Consider the following 18,556-nt stretch of genomic DNA (forward strand, 5'->3'; position numbering starts at 1 on the left):
TTTGGCAATCAATATCAGGATTGAGAAGTTGGTCAGTTTAAAAGGAACCCATCACTCAAAATCTGTGATCTTGAACGCGGCGTATTTCTAACTTCGGTTTGCGGTTTGGTAATCCCCCTTAAAATTAGTGGTGTTCAAAAACCGCATTTTCTCGGCAAGATAACTGAGGTGATTTTGAATGAAGAATGGACGATATAGCGACGCGCAAGTTTCTATAAATGGTGTGCGAAGTTTGGCGGGATGGATGCATCTTTGATGTCCGAAATGAAGGACATGCCAGAAGAAAAACGTCGCTTGAAGCGCATGTATGCTGAGGTGCGCATGAAGAACGATCTTTTAAAGGGGGCACTTGAAAAACACGCTCATGCCGTCTCAACGCCGCGAGATGGCTGTGAAAGCGGTCGCACAGCACGGTGTCAGCCGCTGCCGGGCGTTTCAAGTCAGCGAGACCTACTATCGCTACTGTCCATTCTTGAATGACCAGAACCAGAAGATAGCCGATTGGCTGGAACGCCTGACCGCAAACAAAGTCAGTTGGGGCTTTGGCCTGTGTTTTTTGTATTTGCGCCACGTGCAGGGCTACGGCTGGAACCACAAACACGTCAATCGGATCTACTGCGAGTCGGAGCTGAACCTGCGGATTAAGCCCAAGAAGCGGCTGAAGCGCGATATACCTGAGACTCTGGCTTACTTCAATAAATCCGACACCGCCCCCATTTCGGCTCGCTGAGACAGGGGCGGTGTTGGATTTATTGAGACCGATTCACATTAAGCAAAGGCAAATATCTAGGGAACGGAACATAATACAGAAGAATTGACACAAAAGTGTTGACTTTATTTTATAGTACGTACTTAAATAAGTCATGATAAAATTCTCAATAGATATTGGCGGCACGTTTACTGACGTCGTCGCGGAAACCGAAGCGGGCTTGTCCTCAGTGAAGGTTTTGACCACGCCGGACTCACCCGATCGGGGCGCACTTGACGGGGTAAACAGGCTGTTGACGCAACTTGATAGAAGTTATGCTGACATTTCGGCCGTCATCCATGGCACTACCCTTGCAACCAACGCGCTGATTGAACGGCGCGGCGCGAAGACGGCGTTTGTAACAACGGCAGGGTTTCGGGATGTTCTCGACATGCGCTATGAAAAACGCTTTGAGCAGTATGATCTGAATATCGAAATGCCTACAGCCTTGGTTGCGCGCCCGCTGCGCTTGGGGCTTCAGGAACGTATTCTGGCAGACGGATCAGTGCTACAGACGCCGAATGACGCCGAAATAGACGTTTTGGCGGCTAAGATCCAAAGCGAAGGCGTTGAGGCGGTTGCGATCGGATTTCTGCATTCTTATCGCAACCCCAGCCATGAAGACTATGTCGCGGACCGTTTGCAAAAAACTTTGGGTGACACAGTTACGATTTGTAAAAGTTCAGATGTCGCCTGTGAAATCCGTGAGTTTGAGCGGTTCTCGACAGTCTGCGCCAATGCTTATGTGCGGCCATTGATGTCAAAATATCTGGGAGCATTAAGGGCGGAACTGAACCGTTTGGGTTTTGACGGATCGTTCCTGATGATGTTGTCTGGTGGCGGGTTGACCACGCTTGAACAGGCCATGCGTTATCCAATCCGTTTGGTAGAAAGCGGGCCTGCAGGCGGGGTGGCTTTGGCGGCCCATGTTGCACGGGAACTCGGCTCAAACAGAACGCTATCGCTTGATATTGGCGGCACCACAGCGAAAATATGTTTCATCAGTGACGGCAACCCACAAACGACGCGGCGCTTTGAAGTTGCGCGTGCGTGGCGAGACGTGAAGGGCAGTGGCTTGCCAGTACGTGTTCCAACGGTGGAGTTGGTCGAAATCGGTGCGGGTGGCGGTTCTATTGCGGGTGTAGATTCACTCGGGCGGCTGAAGGTTGGCCCGCGCAGCGCCGGGTCTGATCCGGGGCCTGCGGCCTATGGCAGGGGCGGCAAAAATGCGACGATTACGGATGCACATTTGACGGTCGGAAATATCGCGGCTGAAGGGTTTGCTGGCGGCATGATTGCATTGACGCCCGAAAATGCGCCCGCCGCGATCACGCGACACGTGCAAGAGCCGATGGGTATCGCGGATACGGCGACTGCGGCGGCGGGGATTGTAGAACTTGCCGATGAGACGATGGCGAATGCAGCGCGGGTTCATGGTATTGAGCTTGGTCATGACATCGCCTCGTTTGACCTGTTGGTGTCTGGCGGTGGCGGAGCGCTGCATGCGGCGCGGATTGCGGAAAAGCTGGGTATCAAACGTATCATCGTGCCACAAAATGCAGGAGTCGGATCGGCTGTTGGCTTCCTTCGTTCTCCTGTGGCCTTTGAAAGTGCGATTTCGGTAATGGCGCTTTTGAAAAGCGTTGACGCCCCCGGACTTTCCGAGCGAATTGCAGATCAGCTTGCTGATGTCCGTGCGATTGTCGGAGAGGCCGTTCCCGCAGATAGAATTGATGCGAGCGTCAAGGTAGAGTTGCGATACCAAGGACAAGGACTTGAAATCGTGCTGGAACATGGGGCCGAAAACGTTGCGATTGATGTTGCGGGGCTAGAGGCGGAATTTGTAAGCAAATACGATGCTCTGGTCGGCTTCACGCTGGATAACATCCCCGTTGAACTGGTTTCTGTCAGTGTCACCGCACGTGAAAGGGCCATGCCAAAATCACAGGCGTTCGAACCGGGGACGGGGGATGACACGGTCGTCACCCGACAGGTATTCGATTTGGCTGCTCAGGATCACGTTACTTACAGGATCGTGACCCGTTCATCGCTCGGCCATGACACCCTGCAAGGACCGGCGGTTGTGACCGAAGATCAGACAACGACCTTGGTTCGTCCCGGCTGGAATGTGTGCGCGTCGGATCACGGGCACCTTATTCTGGATCGGAGCGACGCATGAGCGATAAGTTGGACATTGTAGCGCAAAACGTGCTGTGGAACCGATTGGTTTCGGTCTGTGAGGAACAGGCAAACGCCCTGATGCGGGCTGCTTTTGGCGCGATTGTGCGCGAAGCGGGTGACCTTTCTGCCGGCGTCTTTGATGCTAACGGGGACATGCTGGCGCAGGCCGTCACCGGTACGCCGGGACATGTTAACACGATGGCGGCTTCTGTGCGTGCGATGCTGGCGTTCGTTCCAGCGGAGCAGCTGAAGCCGGGCGATGTGCTGGTCACCAATGATCCGTGGCTCGGGGCCGGACACGTCTTCGACTTTGTCGTTGTCACCCCTGCATTTCTGAATGATAAGATCGTGGGCTATCTCGCCTCGACCAGTCATATCGTGGATATTGGCGGGCGCGGTTGGTCTGCCGAGGCGCATTCCGTGTACGAGGAAGGCGTGACATTCCCTGTCATGTACTTGCGCCGCGAAAAAGCTTTGAACGAAGACTTGCTGGGGATTGTGACAACAAATTCACGGGTTCCACACGAAGCACGGGGCGATATTCTGTCCCTGTTGTCCTGCAATGATACAGGGGTCGAACGCCTGTTGGATTTGATGGGCGAATACGAGTTGTCGGATTTGCTTGGTGTTGCAAGTTTTATTTTCGAGCGGTCCGCCATCGGCACAAAGAAGGCATTGGCCCGTGCCCCGCAAGGTGTCTATGAAAATACAATGATGCTGGACGGTTACGATGCACCGATCGAGTTGAAGGCAAAGATGACAATATCGCACGGGTCCATCGCGGTTGACCTTTCGGGGTCTTCGCCTGCGGTGGGGCGCGGTATCAATTGCCCGCTGAACTATAGCGCTGCTTATGCGTCATTCGGTATCCGCGCGTTGTTGACACCTGAAATTCCCAACAACCAAGCGTCATTGGATGCGATCACAATCACGGCGGAACCCGGACTTGTGGTCAGTGCAGAACGCCCCAGCCCCGTTTCCGCGCGCCATGTTATCGGGCAGGCCTTGCCCGATCTGATGCTTGGGTGTTTGGAACAAGCCCTGCCCGGTGAAGTCCTTGCCGAAAGTGCCGGCGCTTTGTGGACATTGTCGTTGTCTGGTGCGGGTAAAACGCCGTTCACATCGTTGAACGTCGCACTCGGTGGAATGGGCGCACGGCCCCAAAGCGATGGTCTGTCCACGACAGCTTTCCCTTCTGGTGTCGGCTCTGTTCCAGTAGAGGCCGCGGAAGTGGCATCGCCGGTGATCTACCACTCTAAGGAGTTCATTTGTGACAGTGGCGGGGCTGGCCGCTATCGGGGTGGCTTGGGTCAGCGCATAGAAATCGGATCGCGGATTGATGAGGACATGTTTATGTCCGCCGCCGCATTCGAGCGTCTTCGGGCGGGGCCAGAGGGACGCCAAGGCGGCCAGAAAGGTGCCACTGGCAAAGTTGCCATCAGCGATGGCACACAGGTAACGGACAAAGGCATGTATAAAATTCCAGCAGGGGAGCGTGTGATTTTGCAGACCCCCGGTGGCGGTGGTTATGGCGACCCAGCCGCCCGTCCTGAACAGGTTCTGGAACAAGATATACAGAACGGGCTTGTCTCTGTGGAGGCCGCCCGAACACTTTATAAACCGAAGTAACGAAAACCAAACAACGGGAGAATATTCAATGACACTTATGACCAGAATTCTTGCAGCAACAACTGCATTGACTATAAGCGGAACAGCTACGCTGGCAGAAACCAAATGGGATTTGACGACAGCTTGGGGCGCCAACAACTTCCATGCGCAAAGCGCCATTGCCTTTGCTGATGCTGTTCGGGACGCAACCGACGGCGGGGTTGATATCACCGTTCATCTATCAGGTGAAACAGGGGTGAAGATCACTGAAAAACTGGCCGCAGTGGAAAACGGTATTGTCCAGATGGCGGATATGCTGCTTTTCCTGCAAGCTGGCGAAGAACCCTTCCTCGGCATCGACACTCTGCCCTATCTGATTCAGGGTCAAGACGAGATGAAAACCTGGCTCGAAGTAGCGGGGCCGACATATGATGCGATTTTTGAACGTCATAACCAAAAGGTTCTCTATTACGTTCCGTGGCCATCTCCCGGTGTTTACACGAAGGAACCGGTTGTGAGTGCCGACGACATGAACGGCTTGCGCATCCGGTCCTTCAACGCGACCTCTTTCACGTTTCTTGAAAAAATGGGCGCGGCACCAGTCGAGTTGCCTTTCGAAGAACTGGCAACCGCTGTGGCTGCCGGAACAGTTGATGGCGCGGCGACGTCCACATCAACCGGTGCGAATTCAAAACTGTATCAGTTTACAGGTAACTTCAATCCGCTGAATTGGTCGATGTCGCCTGATGCGGTGACTGTGAATCTGGATGCATGGAACGGATTGTCTGAGCAGGAGCGCGAAACAATCCAGACGCTTGCCGATGAAATGGAAGCGGATTTCTGGGCGGCTTCTGCACAGGAAGATGCATCCAAAACTGCGGTTCTGGTTGAAAACGGCATGGTTATCTCTCAGGCTGATGACAGCCTGAAGGCCAAGATGGCCGAGGCTGGCAAGGCGATGTGGGCTGACTTTTTCAAGACTGTTCCAGAAGCAGAGGCCATCGTTGAGGCCTATGCTGCGCAGACCGGCAAGTAGGCAGATGCAAGGGGGCGGGTCCGCCCGCCCCTGCGTATCGCGATCATTATGAACCAGTTTCTCACCCTCATAGACCGATTGTCACGATTGGCAGAGTTTGCTGCCGTTGCTCTGATATTCGGGTATTGCACCTTGATGCTGACCGAAGTCGTTGCCCGTGCACAAGCCCGCAGCTTTTCCTTCACTTGGGAATTCAGCCAATACGCGATGGCCGCAGTTTTTGCGCTGGCTTGTGGGCCTGCGATCCGGACCGCCGTGCATGTGCGCATTACCTTGGTCACCGAAAAACTGCCTGCTGGTGTCGCGCGGTGGATGGATATTCTGGCGAACCTTGTCGCGCTGGTGGTTGTTGCTGCAATCGTGAATGCCATGTGGACGAAAGTGTCGGTTTCCTTTGATCGTAATATTCTCGCAACCTCGGTTTCCAAGACACCGCTTTGGATTCCGCAGGCGGTTATTCTGTGGGGTTTTGCCCAGCTTTGGCTGGACCTTCTTGCGCGGATAATACGGCGTGTCACCAACCAGCAGTTTGAATGGCGCGGCGAAGACAAGGAACAAGCTGATGTTTGAGATTGCCGTTGTAGCCTGCCTTCTTTTTGTGGTCCTTCTGGCTGGTTCGGTGTGGATCGGTCTGTCACTGTTTGCGACAGGCTATCTTATGCTGTCGATTTTCAAGCCTAACATTCCAATGGATATTTTCGGCAGCGGTGTGATCTGGGGGGCTATGATCCCTACTCCATTATTGTCACTACCGCTCTTTATTCTGATGAGCGAGGTTCTCGTCAGTGCAGGTTTGGGCCGGTCGTTGTTTTCGGGGCTTGCTCCGTGGGTTGGTCGTTTGCCGGGCGGATTGCTACATGTGAATGTGGTCGGATCGACACTGTTTGCCGCTGTCTCCGGTTCATCCGCCGCAACAACTGCGATTGTCGGTAATGTCAGCCTGCCAGAGTTGAAAGCCCGTGGGTATGACCGCAATCTGGCTATGGGATCGCTGGCAGGGGCAGGGACCTTGGGTTTTCTGATCCCGCCGTCGATTATTATGATCATCTACGGCGTCGTTGCCGAACAATCCATTCTGGAACTGTTCATCGCCGGTGTTATCCCCGGACTGACACTGGCAGCATTCTATATGATTTACATCGCCGTCCATCAGACCGTGACCGGAACCCAGCCACACGTAGAGCGCCCAACGCGCGCCGAGTTGCTGGGCGGTTTGCGCGATATCGGCCCAATCGCACTCTTGATCGGTACGATAATGGGGGCGCTCTATCTTGGTTTTGCAAGCGTCAGTGAACTTGCAGCTTTGGGCGTACTAGGGGCAGTTCTGATTTCAGTTGCAATGGGACGTTTCAGTTTGCGTGCGATGATTTCTGCGGGCCGCCGCGCGGTGCGCACGTCTGCGATGATCGGGCTGATTGTGATCGGTGCCGCGCTTTTGAATTCGGCGTTCGGCTTTTTGGGAATACCCAAAGCCATTGCCGGTCAGATCGCCGCGTTCGGCCTGTCGCCTATGGCATTGATCGTTGTCTTGCTGGTGTTCTATGCGGTACTGGGAATGTTCCTTGATGGCACGTCCATTATCGTTATGACCCTGCCGATTACCTTGCCATTGATCACGGCGGCGGGGTTTGATCCGATCTGGTTTGGCATCTTTGTGGTGGTCGCGGTTGAAATCAGTCAGATCACTCCGCCAATCGGGTTCAATCTGTTTGTCATTCAATCCCAGACAGGCGAAAGCATCGGCGTGATCGCACGGGCGGCGCTGCCTTTCTTTGGCATCTTGCTCGGCTTTGCTATACTGCTCGCAATATTCCCCGATTTGGCACTCTGGCTGCCCAGGACTTTGCAATGACGACCCTACATCAACAACTGTCTGATACCCTGTTGCAACAGATACAGGCAGGCAAGCTGCGCGTGGGTGAAAAGCTCCCGCCGGAGGCTGACTATGCCATCGAACTCGGCGTCAGTCGCTCGACGCTCAGGCTTGCCTACACCGAGCTTGAACGCCAAGGCGTCTTGCAGCGCAGGAAACGCGCTGGAACGACGATTATTGCCGATCGTCCCCAGTCCCGCTTTAATATGCGCACGACCGGATTACACGAGCTGCTGAGTTTGGGGCGCGACACAGAGTTGGTGTTGACCGGGACGCAAACAGTGCACACAGATGCCATTCCCCAGCTTCACGGCTACGAAAGTGAAACCAATCACTGGTTGGAAATCAGCGGCACCCGCACCTTGCCCGGTGAAAAAGTGCCGTTTAACAGCACGCAAATATACGTGCCCGCCCGCTACGCCGCGATCGAACATGTACTTGAACGCAGCGGCCCTTCGGTGTTTCGCACTATCGAGGAAAGGTTTGGCATTACTGTAGAGCGGGTCAGTCAAACAACAAAGGCGATCCGCTGCCCCGCCGAAATATCCAGCATTATCGGACTAGACGTTGACGCACCCGCCTTGCGGATTGTGGCGCAGCTTTATGATACCAACGCGACCCTGATGGAAATTTCCGTGGCAACCTTCGATCCGGAAAGATTCCAACTGCAAACGGATGTTGAAATTGAATAAACCCCCTTTACGAACAGTTGTCACCGGCGGCAGCGGCGCTTTGGGTTCCTCAATCATCTCTACGCTTTTGGCGCGCGGCGATTGTGTGGTGAACCTTGATCGGACACAAAGCGATAGCACGACATGGATTGAAACCGATTTTGCCGACGGTACATCTGTGGCGAATGCGATTGAGAAGGCCGAAGACATTCTCGGCGGAATTGACGTGCTGGTCCATTCGGCTGGAATTTTCCGTGCAAACGAATTCTTATCCATGACGGAAGAAGAGTTTTCAGAAGTCCTGAATGTAAATCTTGTGGGCAGTTTTCGCGTGGCACAACTCGTCGCCGCCAAGATGGTTAAAACCGGCGGTCGCATTCTGTTCATTTCCTCGATCCATGCAAAATACGGAGTCAGAGGGCGTCTGGCTTACGGGGCGTCCAAAGCCGGTATAGAGGCCATGACACGGGTCATGGCTACCGAATTGTCCGAATATGGTATCAGGGTTAATGCGCTGGCGCCCGGTGCGGTTTCGGCTGGTATGATCCCTGATGCCGCGCATCTATCAGACTGGACCAGTGTCACCCCTGCACGCCGGAAAGTCACACCACAAGAAGTTGCCGGAATGGCGATGCTTTTGACCTGTGACGATGCAAGTTTCGTCTCGGGGCAGGTTGTGTCGCAGGATGGTGGCGCAAGTATCTCGCACATTTTTTAGCAGGCGGGGCGTCGCTAACCAGCAAACAGGGCGGCATAGTTTCATAGAATTGTCAGTAATATTTCCAACGGGAGCCGAAATTGTGCATGCCCTATGCTGTCGGGGTAGTTGCCTGAGGGGGCAAACGCAGCACTCTCGCGGATGACAAGTTGATGTTCCAGAACGATTTGCGATGGTGCATCTTTACCGTCCATGGCGTTCAACAGATAAACCGCGGCACAGCTGCCAACTTTCTGAACAGCAAGGTCGACTTTGGTTAATGGCGGATCCATCAGGGGTGCCAGTTCTGAATTATCAAAGCTGACAATCGAGAGCTGGTCAGGGTCGGACACATTCAAGCGTTTGCATTCCAGCAACGCGCCTATAACGTAGACATCGCTGCCGCAGATAATAGCAGTCAGGGTGTCTGGTTGCGCTAACAAATGGCGGATTCTGTGCGGCCCTTCCAAGTGGTTGATCGGGCGCTCAAGAATACAGTTTTCGGGCAGGGATTGACCGCGTACCGATAAAGCTGCCTTTATACTCTCCAGCCGCGCGGCGGCCCTGATGAGGTTTTGCTGTTGTTGAACGGTGGCTTTGAATCGGCCGTAGGCCCGAACTTGAGTGTCGTGACTTTTGACCCGTTGGGTACGGGCCGATCCGACGTGCCGGCTGATACATCGTTGTGGAGCATCGAGCGCTACACAGAAGAAGTGGAGATGGTGCGTAAGCCATGGGGTGGGGCAGGGTCCACGTTTTGGGTCACTCTTGGGGCAAGATGCTTGCGCGGGAATACACGCTCGCCCAAATTTGGCGAACATTTGTCCGCAACGGCCCTGCGCGGTATCGCCATAGCGGCGACTGGTGTGCCGATCGCAATGGGATCACGCTAATCCGCGCGCGCACCTGAAACCGCCCGCAGGCAAAATGTTGCGATGTCTTCCACCTGCCGCAGACGCTGGCGGTCGGACAGGTCATTGTCTCGGGCAAGCGGGCCGACCAGCGCCTCAAAAAGAGAGCCAACGATACATGCGGAAGATACCTCGGCAGACTGCATGGGAAATTCACCACGTGCCATTCCCCGCTCGATGACTGTTTCAAAAACCCGCATCAGTTTCTGCCGGTACTTTAGGCGTTCGATTTCGATTTCAGATTCAACAGGTTCCGCAACCAAAGCATAGCCCATCTGCCGCCCCCGGATTGCGCGACTACCAAATGTGTAGGCGCATTTCCGAAGCATTTCTGCGGGTCTTCCGCTCCCATCGCTATGCCCGCGATGACATTGACTTCGTGCTGCGCGACATGGGCCACGACTTCGACCAGCAGTGTGGTTCGGGCCGTAACTGGCAAAGAGTAGGCGGTAACTGACTAAATCTTGCACATTCCTGGATCAATAAGCAGCGACCTTGTCGTTCTGCTCAGTTTTTAGTTGCGAGGTCCCCAGCCAACTGAGCGCGATCATCAGTGCGGCTGTGCCGAGGCAAAGGGGCAGTCCCCCTATTTGGTAGGTGAAACCAGACAAAACCGTGCCAACCAAGCGGCCAGCAGCATTGGCCATATAGTAAAAGCCCACATCCATCGTAACCCGTTTTGCATCTGTGAAGCTGAGGATCAAAAACGAATGCAGGGCAGAGTTAACGGCAAAGATTCCGCCAAATAGCAAAAGCCCCAGCACAATGGATGCTGTCAGCATAGTAGATGGTTCAGGGACCAGCCAGACGAGCCCGGCAAGAAAGGCAGGTACAATAGCCAGCAGTCCGACCCATCGTTTCGCCAGTACCAATATCTCTGGCTCTGTCCGCGACGTTGCTTTCAGAATGCGCGGTGCCCAGCCTTGGACGATGCCGTAAAGGATCGTCCAGAGTGCCATGAATGAACCGATCATGAAAAACGCAGCGCGGTTGCCTTCGGAACTGCCATCCGAAAGCACTGCGTAAAAATAGATCGGGATGCCGACCACGAACCAGACGTCCCGCGCCCCGAACAGGAATAGTCTTGCGCCGCTAAGCCAGTTGATGTTGCTGTTCTTGGAAAATACTTCAGAGAATTTCGCGTCTTTGCGCCCTACAGGCAGGCCCTTTGGCATGCCAATCATAACTCCGGTCAGGATGACAAACAGAACCGCCGCCATTGTCAGAACCGATTGGACAAAACCAAAGACCGCCAATAGCGCAGCGCCCAGCAGGAAGCCGCAGCCTTTGACTGCATTCTTCGATCCGGTCAGGATCGCAACCCAGCGGAACAACCCGCCGCCTGTGGTTGGGGCAAGGATTTTCACCGCGCTTTTGGAACTCATCTTGGCAAGGTCTTTGGCGACGCCTGACGCCCCTTGTACCAACATCACAAACACCACAGAGATTGTGATGCTCCAGTCCGGATTAAGCTGCGCCAGCGCCAGTAACGCCAGAACTTGCAATGATAGCCCGGCATAAAGCGTGGCAGTCAGGCCGAACCGCGCGGCAATCCATCCAGCGCACAGGTTGGTGACCACGCCCGCGATTTCATAGAGCACAAACAAATAGGCCAGTTGCACCGGCGAAAAACCGAGCCTGTGGAAATGCAACAGCACCAACATACGGAGCGCGCCGTCGGTCAACATAAACGCCCAATAGGCCGCCGTCACAGTGATGTAGGCGGTAAATCCGGCGGCGCGTTCGGGCGCAGGTGTCACAGCTTGCCGCCAACCATCAGGGCCACATCAACCAAACGGTGTGCATAGCCCATTTCGTTATCATACCATGCATAGACTTTAAGCTGGGTGCCATTCACGACCATCGTAGAGGGCGCATCAATGATGCCACTGCGCGGATCATTGGTGTAATCCGACGACACAAGAGGCCGCGTTTCATAGCCAAGGATACCCTTCAGCGTGCCGTTTGCAGCCGCTTGGAAAAGGCCGTTCACCTCTTCCACCGTTGTTTCACGGGCCATTTCAAAAACGCAATCGGTGATGGAAGCGTTCAAAAGCGGAACGCGCACTGCATGGCCGTTCAACTTTCCTGTCAGTTCAGGATAGATCAGCGTGATGGCCGTGGCAGACCCCGTTGTTGTCGGGATCAGGTTGGTAAGCGCCGAGCGTGCGCGGCGAAAGTCTTTGGCCGGGCGGTCCACTATCGTTTGCGTGTTGGTTACGTCATGGATCGTGGTGATTGATCCGTGTTTGATGCCGATACCCTCTAGCAGAACTTTCACCACTGGGGCCAGACAGTTTGTGGTACAGCTTGCCGCCGTCACAATCTGATGGGTGTCGGGATCATAAATATCATCATTGACGCCGAAAACGATGTTGGCAGTTGGCCCGTCTTTGACGGGAGCAGAGACGACAACTTTTTTCACGCCCGCCGCAAAATATGGGGCAAGTTTGGCCTCTGTTTTGAATGCTCCGGTGCAATCAATCACCACATCTACGCCGTCAAGCGGCAGGTCTTCCAGATTGCGGGTGCTTGTGACGGGAATGCTGGTTCCGTCAATATTGATCGAACCCCCATCCGCCTTGAATTCAGCAGGCCAACGGCCATGAACAGAATCAAACTCCAGCAGATGGGCATGCATGGCGGGATCACCAACCGCATCATTGATAAACGCAATCTTTGCGCCCTGTTCCAAGAGCGGGCGCAGGGCAAGTTTCCCGATGCGGCCAAGGCCGTTAAGAGCATAAGTGGTCATTTTCCGTTATTCCTGTCTGGCAGTTTCATTTGCGATATCATCCACATGTTTTTGCAACGAACTGCGGCTTAAATTTTCAAACGGCAAAGCGGTGAATGCTGCGATCCGGTTGTGCAACGCCCCATAAGTTTGATGAAATGCAAGACGCTTTTCCGTATCAGTTCCCGCAGCCTTTACGGGGTCGGGCATACCCCAATGCCCCGAAACAGGCTGACCCGGCCAGGTGGGGCAGTCTTCATTGGCAGCGCGATCACAGACGGTGAAAACAAAATCCATCTGCGGCGCGTCAGTCCTGTGGAATTCCTCAATGTTTTTGGACCGCAGTATCGCCACGTCATGCCCTTTTGATTTAAGCATTTCGATTGCAAAGGGGTTCAGCTCTGATCGATGTGCTGTCCCTGCCGAATAGGCTGTGAAACGATCGCCTGCCATGTCGCGCAACAGAGTTTCGGCAAAAATCGACCGGGCAGAGTTTCCAGTGCAGACAAAAAGCACGTTGAGTTTTTTGTCATCTATGGGTGCGATATGCCGAATAAGATCGGAAAATTGGGGCGGGCAAAGGTCGGCCCGACCCCGACAGCAATCGACGAAAAGCCCAGAGACAATGTCGCGGGCCGCATTAAGGTTGACGGCATAGAGCAGTTGCGTCCCCTTGCGACGCTGAGAGATGAGATCCACTTTGGTCAAGGCGGATAGATAAACCGAGGCGGTACTGGCTTTAAGGTCTAAGGCCGTGGCAATTTCACCTGCGGGCAATTCATCAGGACAGCGGCGCATCAGTAAGCGGAACACAGCCATCCTTTGGGGATGGCTGAGCATTGTGAGTCGATCTGTAAGTTCTATTTCCATATTTCATGAATATTGGAAATAGTGTTTTGCAGTCAAGCCTGTTTCAGCCCGTGGAAGCTAATTTTATTGCAAGGAGTTGCGCAGGCTTCCTAAAAGAGTGAGCGCAGCAAAGATCAGGGCAGCGACACAGACAATCGACGGCCCTGCGGGGGCATCAAGCACATAGGCCGCGCGCAGGCCAACCAAAGCAGAAACACTGCCAATGCCCGCTGCAACCAGTGCCATTCCTTCGGGTGTACGGCTCAGCGGTCTTGCAGCAGCGGCAGGGATAATCAGCATGGCAGCAATCAGCAAGACGCCAACAACCTTGATGGCTACCGCTACGGTAATGGCCAGAGCTAACGTCAGCACAAGTTGTTCGCGTTTGGGGTTGATCCCGCTGGCATAGGCCAGATCCTCGTTTAAGGTTGCGGTTAGCAGGCTTGACCAACGCCACCCGATCAGCGCCACAACAAGGGCCGCCCCGCCCCAAATGACCGACAAATCGACCCGCGACACCGCCAGAATATCACCAAAAAGATAGGCCATCAGGTCAATGCGAATGCCCGACAGGAACGACACCGCCACCAGCCCAAAGGCTAGTGCAGAATGCGCCATCACGCCCAAAAGCGTATCCATTGCATAGCCGCGTCCGGTCAACATGTTTACCGTCAGCGCCATGAGCAGTGCCACAAGCATAGCCCCCGAAAACACCGAGATCGACAAAGCCAGAGACAAGGCGATACCTAAAATAGAAGCATGCGCCGTAGCGTCGCCAAAATAGGCCATGCGCCGCCACACAACAAAGCACCCCAAAGGGGCCGCTGCAAAAGCCACACCGACACCGGCGAGGGTTGCACGCATCATAAAATCGTCCAGCATTATTCGGCAGCCTCTGTATGAGAGTGATTGCAGGTGTCGTGCCCATGATGATCATGGTCATGGTCATGATCGTGGCGATACAGGGCCAAAGCCCCCATGGTCCCTGAACCGAAAAGCGCACGGTATTCAGGTGCGGAAGCCACGACCTCGGGCGCGCCTTCACAGCACACATGGCCATTCAGACAGATCACCCGATCCGAGGCGCTCATCACAACGTGTAATTCATGGCTAATCATCAAAACGGCACATCCTGTTTCGCGGCGTACAGTGTCGATCTGTTGGTAGAACGCAGCGGAACCGGGTTGATCGAGACCTTGTGTCGCTTCATCCAGTAACAGGATTTGCGGCTTTCCAATCAGCGCGCGTGCCAACAAAACCCGTTGAAACTGCCCCCCCGACAGCAGCGACATCTGCGCCTTTGCAAGATCGGGCACGCCTGCCTGGCCTAGGGCGGTTTCAATTTCCGCAAGGGGTACACCCGTTGGCAGTGCCAAAAAACGCGCAACGTTCATGGGCAGGGTCGGGTCAATATGCAACTTTTGCGGTACATAGCCCAAGGTAACATCAGCCCCCCGCGTCACCCGTCCTTTTGACGGTTTCACGGCCCCGATGATCGCACGTAACAGGCTGGTTTTCCCCGACCCGTTCGGCCCAACGATCGTGACGATTTCACCAGAATCGACCTTCAGGGATACATTTGAAAGTACAGTATTGCCACCGTAGCGGATGCTTAGGTCGTGAACTTCAATCAGGCTCATGTGTCGGTCTTTTCTAAACAGGCAGGGCAAACGCCTTCCGCTTCGACCGCAGTGCGCTCGATCTGGAAACCGGTTGCTTTTGCAGCAGAGGCCAAGGCGCTGCGGGTAGATTCGGTTTGTGCTTCTGCAACAGATTCACACAAGCGGCAAATCATAAAAGCGGGCGCGTGGATCGCATTGGGATGTGCGCAGGCGATAAAGGCGTTCAAACGTTCGATTTTATGCGCAAGCCCGTGGGACACCAGAAAGTCCAGCGCGCGATAAGCAACCGGTGGCTGCGAGCCAAAGCCGTCTTCGCGCAACCTGTCCAGAATTACATAGGCCCCAAGCGCCCGGTGATCTTGTAGCAATATTTCCAGAACCTTGCGGCGCACCGGCGTAAACCGCAGGCCTTCATCCGCGCAGCGCGATTCAGCAGCCAAAAGCCCGTCCGTCACACAGGCCGTATGATCATGCCGCGCAAAGCCGAGAGGATTTTGCGCAGAAATATTCGAGGAGCCACTTGTCATGTTATTACATTTCCCGTACCTAATCTGTAATGTTATACAATCACATGGAACGAACAATGTCCAGAACACTCCTGCCGGTTTCTCTCACAGCTGCTTTGATTGGCAGCACCGCCTTTGCCGAAGCCCCGAACGTCGCTGTTGATATAGCGCCTGTACATTCACTTGTCGCACGGGTGATGGACGGTATTGCCACGCCAAACTTGATCATCCAATCAGGCGCAAGTCCGCATGAATATTCCCTGCGTCCGTCAGAAGCCCGTTCATTGCAAGATGCGAATGTGGTTTTTTGGGTGAGCGAAGGTCTGTCGCCATGGCTGGAAGGCGCGTTGGAAACGCTGGCCTCGGACGCGGCAGTTGTCGAGCTTTTGGAAACCGACGGCACAATGGAATTGGAGTTCCGTGAAGGGGCTTTGTTTGAAAAACACGTGCATGGTGAAGAAGCGCATGACGACCACGAGGACCATGAAAACCACGAGGACCATGAAGACCATGAAGACCACGCAGGTCACGCGGAACACGAAGGCCATGAAAACCACGACGATCACAAAGGAGCGCATGACGATGCGCATGAGGGCCATGATGATCATGAAGACCACGCAGGCCATGACCATGGCAAACATGATCCCCACGCATGGCTTTCGCCACAAAATGCGGCAAACTGGTTGAATGTAATCGCAAGCCAGCTTTCGGCGGCGGATCCCGCCAATGCGGGCAGTTATTTTGCCAATGCTGCGGCGGGCCGCGTCGAACTAGAGGCCCTGTCTGCCGAAGTGAACGCAGTGCTTGACCCGTTGCGCGGTGGCAAATTCATCGCATTTCATGATGCTTACCAGTATTTCGAAAAAGACTTCAACTTCCCCGCAGCGGGCGCGATTTCGGTTAGCGATGCATCGGATCCCAGCCCCGCACGTATAGCCGAGATCCGTGACAGAATTGCCTCTGAAGGGATCGACTGTGTGCTTGCAGAGCCGCAGTTCAACCCTGGTCTTGTTGCAACAGTATTAGAGGGCACAGAGGCAAAAACTGCCGTGATTGATCCTTTGGGTTCCGATCTGGAAACGGGCGCGGCACTTTATCCGCAAGTCATCCGCAACCTTGCAGCATCCCTTGCAGAGTGCCTTTAGCACCCGAACGATTTGGTAGGTGATCTAAGGATTACCTCTCGCGCTCAGCGGCTGCGCCTTGCCCTTTTTAGCAAGGCGCAGCCGCAAATCATTTTAAATCAATCAGGGGCATTCGCTGATCGTAGCAGGCCCACAAGTACCTTGACGGTTTGTCGCGGTTGCGAAGTCCGATTGATCCCCAAAACACCCCTCACCGAGACAAATCGAATTAAAAATCGACGATTCGACCAAAACAGGCGCATAGCGTCGCGGCTGTTCCTGATTCCATTTTGCGAAGACACGTTTCAACAATTCATTGGTATTTTCTTATATCCAAAAGGGTCGCGAAAAGGTGCAAATTCGCAGCCTTGATACTCTCCTCCGCTCAGGCTCTTGGAATGAATTTTTGTATATTTGTTCAAGTAGAAAGTTTCAGAGGACTGTCCGTCGGCAGAGTTTTTGGGTCCAAAGGCAGCGTAAACTAAGCGAGTATTCGGCTCATCCGGTTGGTTTGATTATGCGGCGCGTTGTCTGTGATGCAAGCGCCGTGCTTCGAGTGTCTTTCGTTTGATCCTTTCCCTTTGTTTTAGAATGGCTTTGTCACGTCCGAAGTAAACGTCGGACGGCGTGACGTTGTTCAAGCTCTCATGGTAGCGCTGGTGGTTGTAGTGATCGACGAAGGCTTCGATCTGCGCCTCGAGATCACCAGGCAGGAAGTAGTTTTCGAGCAAGATGCGGTTTTTCAGGGTTTGATGCCATCGTTCGATCTTGCCTTGAGTTTGGGGATGATACGGCGCACCGCGTGAGTGCTTCATACCTTTGTCTTTCAACCAGTCAGCAAGGTCGCCCGAGACGTAGCTGGATCCGTTGTCGCTCAGCAGTCGTGGCTTGTGGACGACGTGAACTTGGTCACATCCCGACGCCGCCAAAGCCAGGTCCAACGTGTCGGTGACATCCTCAGCCCGCATGTTCGTGCAAAGCTTCCACGAGATGATGTAGCGGCTGTAATCATCGAGGCCTCTCGTGGTTTGAAGGCAAACCACTGCCAGCTAATAGATCGTGCTGAGATAGAACCAGCCCCACCCGATGATCTTGAGGTAGGTGAAGTCGGTTTGCCAAAGCTGATTGATGGCCGTCGTCTTGTCTTTGAACTCGTTGGCCGCCTTAATCACAATGAAGGCGGGACTGGTGATCAGATCGTGCGCCTTCAAGATCCCCCTCTCGTGCATGCTACGCATACCCTGCCGGGCAGTGGATACGTCGAAGCCTCTGATACAAAGTAGTTTTCTGTATCTGTGAACGTCACGGCCAGTTCTCGTGGCGACAACTCCGTCTCTTTCAGCGCCAGCTTGACGACCTTGCGCCGCACTTCGTCAGGAATGCGGTTCCAGACATGCTTTGGCTTGGGCGATTGATCCTGTAGTCCAGCCTCACCACGCTGCAGGTACCGATCGTACCAACGATAGAACGTGGTACGGGGGATGCCCAATTTGGCCAGCGTTAGACGCGCCGACAGGTGGCTTTCTTCGATCAGGCGGATGATCTCTAACTTCTCAGATGCAGGGTATCTCATTCGGGGTCGCCCCCACCGTCGAACATGCTTTTTTTGAGAAGCCGCAGCTCAAGCGTCTGCTCTGCAACAACTTCCTTCAGATCGCGGGCTTCACGGCGCAGGTCTTTGACCTCATCGGTGTTTGCAGCACGCGCCGTATCGCCAGCAAGCCGCTTCTTGCCGGCTTCCATGAAGTCTTTGGACCATTTGTAATAGATGCCCTGCGAGATCCCCTCACGACGGCACAGCTCAGCTATGCTGTCTTCGCCCCTCAGACCATCCAAGACGATCCTGATCTTCTCTTCGGACGAGTAGTGTTTGCGGGTGGCCCGCTTAATGTCTTTGACGATCTTCTCGCCAGGGCTTTTGCGTGTTCCAGTTGTTTGTCTCATGTCCCACTCCTCAGTGGTTACGATGAGCCAAGAACACTCTCTTATCAAATAA

The 18,556-nt window shown here is 54.3% G+C and carries 17 protein-coding genes and 2 pseudogenes; 10 read left to right on the plus strand and 9 right to left on the minus strand.

Annotated elements, in window-relative coordinates:
• Positions 1–204 precede the first annotated feature (204 nt).
• From GGE09_RS18695 to GGE09_RS18730, 8 genes and pseudogenes are all read left to right on the plus strand, one after another.
• Positions 205–688 (plus strand): annotated as a pseudogene (locus GGE09_RS18695) (IS3 family transposase); the annotation flags it as partial.
• 175 nt (positions 689–863) lie between these two features.
• A complete protein-coding gene (locus GGE09_RS18700; protein ID WP_309747707.1) occupies positions 864–2,927 on the plus strand; it encodes a hydantoinase/oxoprolinase family protein in 2,064 nt (687 codons plus the stop codon).
• The gene (locus tag GGE09_RS18705; RefSeq protein WP_309747708.1) at positions 2,924–4,558 is read left to right on the plus strand and encodes a hydantoinase B/oxoprolinase family protein; all 1,635 of its coding nucleotides are present in this window, start codon (positions 2,924–2,926) and stop codon (positions 4,556–4,558) included. The genes GGE09_RS18700 and GGE09_RS18705 overlap by 4 nt, the downstream gene beginning before the upstream one ends.
• A gap of 28 nt (positions 4,559–4,586) precedes the next feature.
• A complete protein-coding gene (locus GGE09_RS18710; RefSeq protein ID WP_309747710.1) occupies positions 4,587–5,573 on the plus strand; it encodes a TRAP transporter substrate-binding protein in 987 nt (328 codons plus the stop codon).
• Between the two features lie 48 nt (positions 5,574–5,621).
• Entirely contained in the window at positions 5,622–6,143 is a 522-nt protein-coding gene (locus GGE09_RS18715) for a TRAP transporter small permease subunit (protein ID WP_309747711.1), read from the plus strand.
• Positions 6,136–7,425, plus strand: coding sequence for a TRAP transporter large permease subunit (locus tag GGE09_RS18720; protein WP_309747713.1), 1,290 nt, complete (start codon positions 6,136–6,138; stop codon positions 7,423–7,425). The genes GGE09_RS18715 and GGE09_RS18720 overlap by 8 nt, the downstream gene beginning before the upstream one ends.
• A complete protein-coding gene (locus GGE09_RS18725) occupies positions 7,422–8,138 on the plus strand; it encodes a GntR family transcriptional regulator (RefSeq protein WP_309747714.1) in 717 nt (238 codons plus the stop codon). The genes GGE09_RS18720 and GGE09_RS18725 overlap by 4 nt, the downstream gene beginning before the upstream one ends.
• Entirely contained in the window at positions 8,131–8,835 is a 705-nt protein-coding gene (locus GGE09_RS18730; protein WP_309747715.1) for an SDR family NAD(P)-dependent oxidoreductase, read from the plus strand. Before GGE09_RS18725 ends, GGE09_RS18730 begins: the two co-directional genes overlap by 8 nt.
• A gap of 41 nt (positions 8,836–8,876) precedes the next feature.
• On the opposite strand, the gene GGE09_RS18735 is transcribed toward GGE09_RS18730, so the two are convergent.
• On the minus strand, positions 8,877–9,491 hold the full coding sequence (locus GGE09_RS18735; protein ID WP_309747822.1) for a substrate-binding domain-containing protein: 615 nt from the start codon (positions 9,489–9,491) through the stop codon (positions 8,877–8,879).
• On the opposite strand from GGE09_RS18735, the gene GGE09_RS18740 reads away from it, so the two are divergent.
• Positions 9,435–9,707 (plus strand): hypothetical protein, encoded by a 273-nt coding sequence (locus GGE09_RS18740; RefSeq protein ID WP_309747824.1) that lies wholly within the window; start codon positions 9,435–9,437, stop codon positions 9,705–9,707. The two genes, GGE09_RS18735 and GGE09_RS18740, sit on opposite strands and share 57 nt — an antisense overlap.
• On the opposite strand, the gene GGE09_RS18745 is transcribed toward GGE09_RS18740, so the two are convergent.
• The 7 genes from GGE09_RS18745 to GGE09_RS18775 all read right to left on the minus strand — a co-directional run bounded on the left by GGE09_RS18745 (position 9,704) and on the right by GGE09_RS18775 (position 15,457).
• Positions 9,704–10,000: a hypothetical protein gene (locus tag GGE09_RS18745; protein WP_309747716.1), complete on the minus strand. Its 297-nt coding sequence runs from the start codon at positions 9,998–10,000 to the stop codon at positions 9,704–9,706. The genes GGE09_RS18740 and GGE09_RS18745 overlap by 4 nt on opposite strands.
• Positions 10,001–10,204: 204 nt before the next feature.
• Positions 10,205–11,485 (minus strand): organoarsenical effux MFS transporter ArsJ, encoded by a 1,281-nt coding sequence (arsJ, locus tag GGE09_RS18750; RefSeq protein ID WP_309747717.1) that lies wholly within the window; start codon positions 11,483–11,485, stop codon positions 10,205–10,207.
• Positions 11,482–12,480, minus strand: a complete 999-nt coding sequence (locus tag GGE09_RS18755) for an ArsJ-associated glyceraldehyde-3-phosphate dehydrogenase (RefSeq protein ID WP_309747718.1) — start codon at positions 12,478–12,480, stop codon at positions 11,482–11,484. The genes arsJ and GGE09_RS18755 overlap by 4 nt, the downstream gene beginning before the upstream one ends.
• Before the next feature lie 6 nt (positions 12,481–12,486).
• On the minus strand, positions 12,487–13,329 hold the full coding sequence (locus GGE09_RS18760; protein ID WP_309747719.1) for a helix-turn-helix domain-containing protein: 843 nt from the start codon (positions 13,327–13,329) through the stop codon (positions 12,487–12,489).
• Positions 13,330–13,392: 63 nt separating this feature from the next.
• A complete protein-coding gene (locus GGE09_RS18765; RefSeq protein WP_309747720.1) occupies positions 13,393–14,190 on the minus strand; it encodes a metal ABC transporter permease in 798 nt (265 codons plus the stop codon).
• Positions 14,190–14,948, minus strand: coding sequence for a metal ABC transporter ATP-binding protein (locus tag GGE09_RS18770; protein ID WP_309747721.1), 759 nt, complete (start codon positions 14,946–14,948; stop codon positions 14,190–14,192). The genes GGE09_RS18765 and GGE09_RS18770 overlap by 1 nt, the downstream gene beginning before the upstream one ends.
• The gene (locus GGE09_RS18775; protein ID WP_309747722.1) at positions 14,945–15,457 is read right to left on the minus strand and encodes a transcriptional repressor; all 513 of its coding nucleotides are present in this window, start codon (positions 15,455–15,457) and stop codon (positions 14,945–14,947) included. Before GGE09_RS18775 ends, GGE09_RS18770 begins: the two co-directional genes overlap by 4 nt.
• Positions 15,458–15,513: 56 nt before the next feature.
• On the opposite strand from GGE09_RS18775, the gene GGE09_RS18780 reads away from it, so the two are divergent.
• Positions 15,514–16,581: a metal ABC transporter solute-binding protein, Zn/Mn family gene (locus GGE09_RS18780; RefSeq protein WP_309747723.1), complete on the plus strand. Its 1,068-nt coding sequence runs from the start codon at positions 15,514–15,516 to the stop codon at positions 16,579–16,581.
• Between the two features lie 494 nt (positions 16,582–17,075).
• Here GGE09_RS18780 and GGE09_RS18785 read toward each other — a convergent pair.
• A pseudogene (locus GGE09_RS18785) lies at positions 17,076–18,504 on the minus strand (IS3 family transposase).
• Positions 18,505–18,556 lie beyond the last annotated feature (52 nt).

This window comes from Roseobacter sp. N2S (genome assembly GCF_031454055.1).
Taxonomy (GTDB): Bacteria; Pseudomonadota; Alphaproteobacteria; order Rhodobacterales; family Rhodobacteraceae; genus Amylibacter.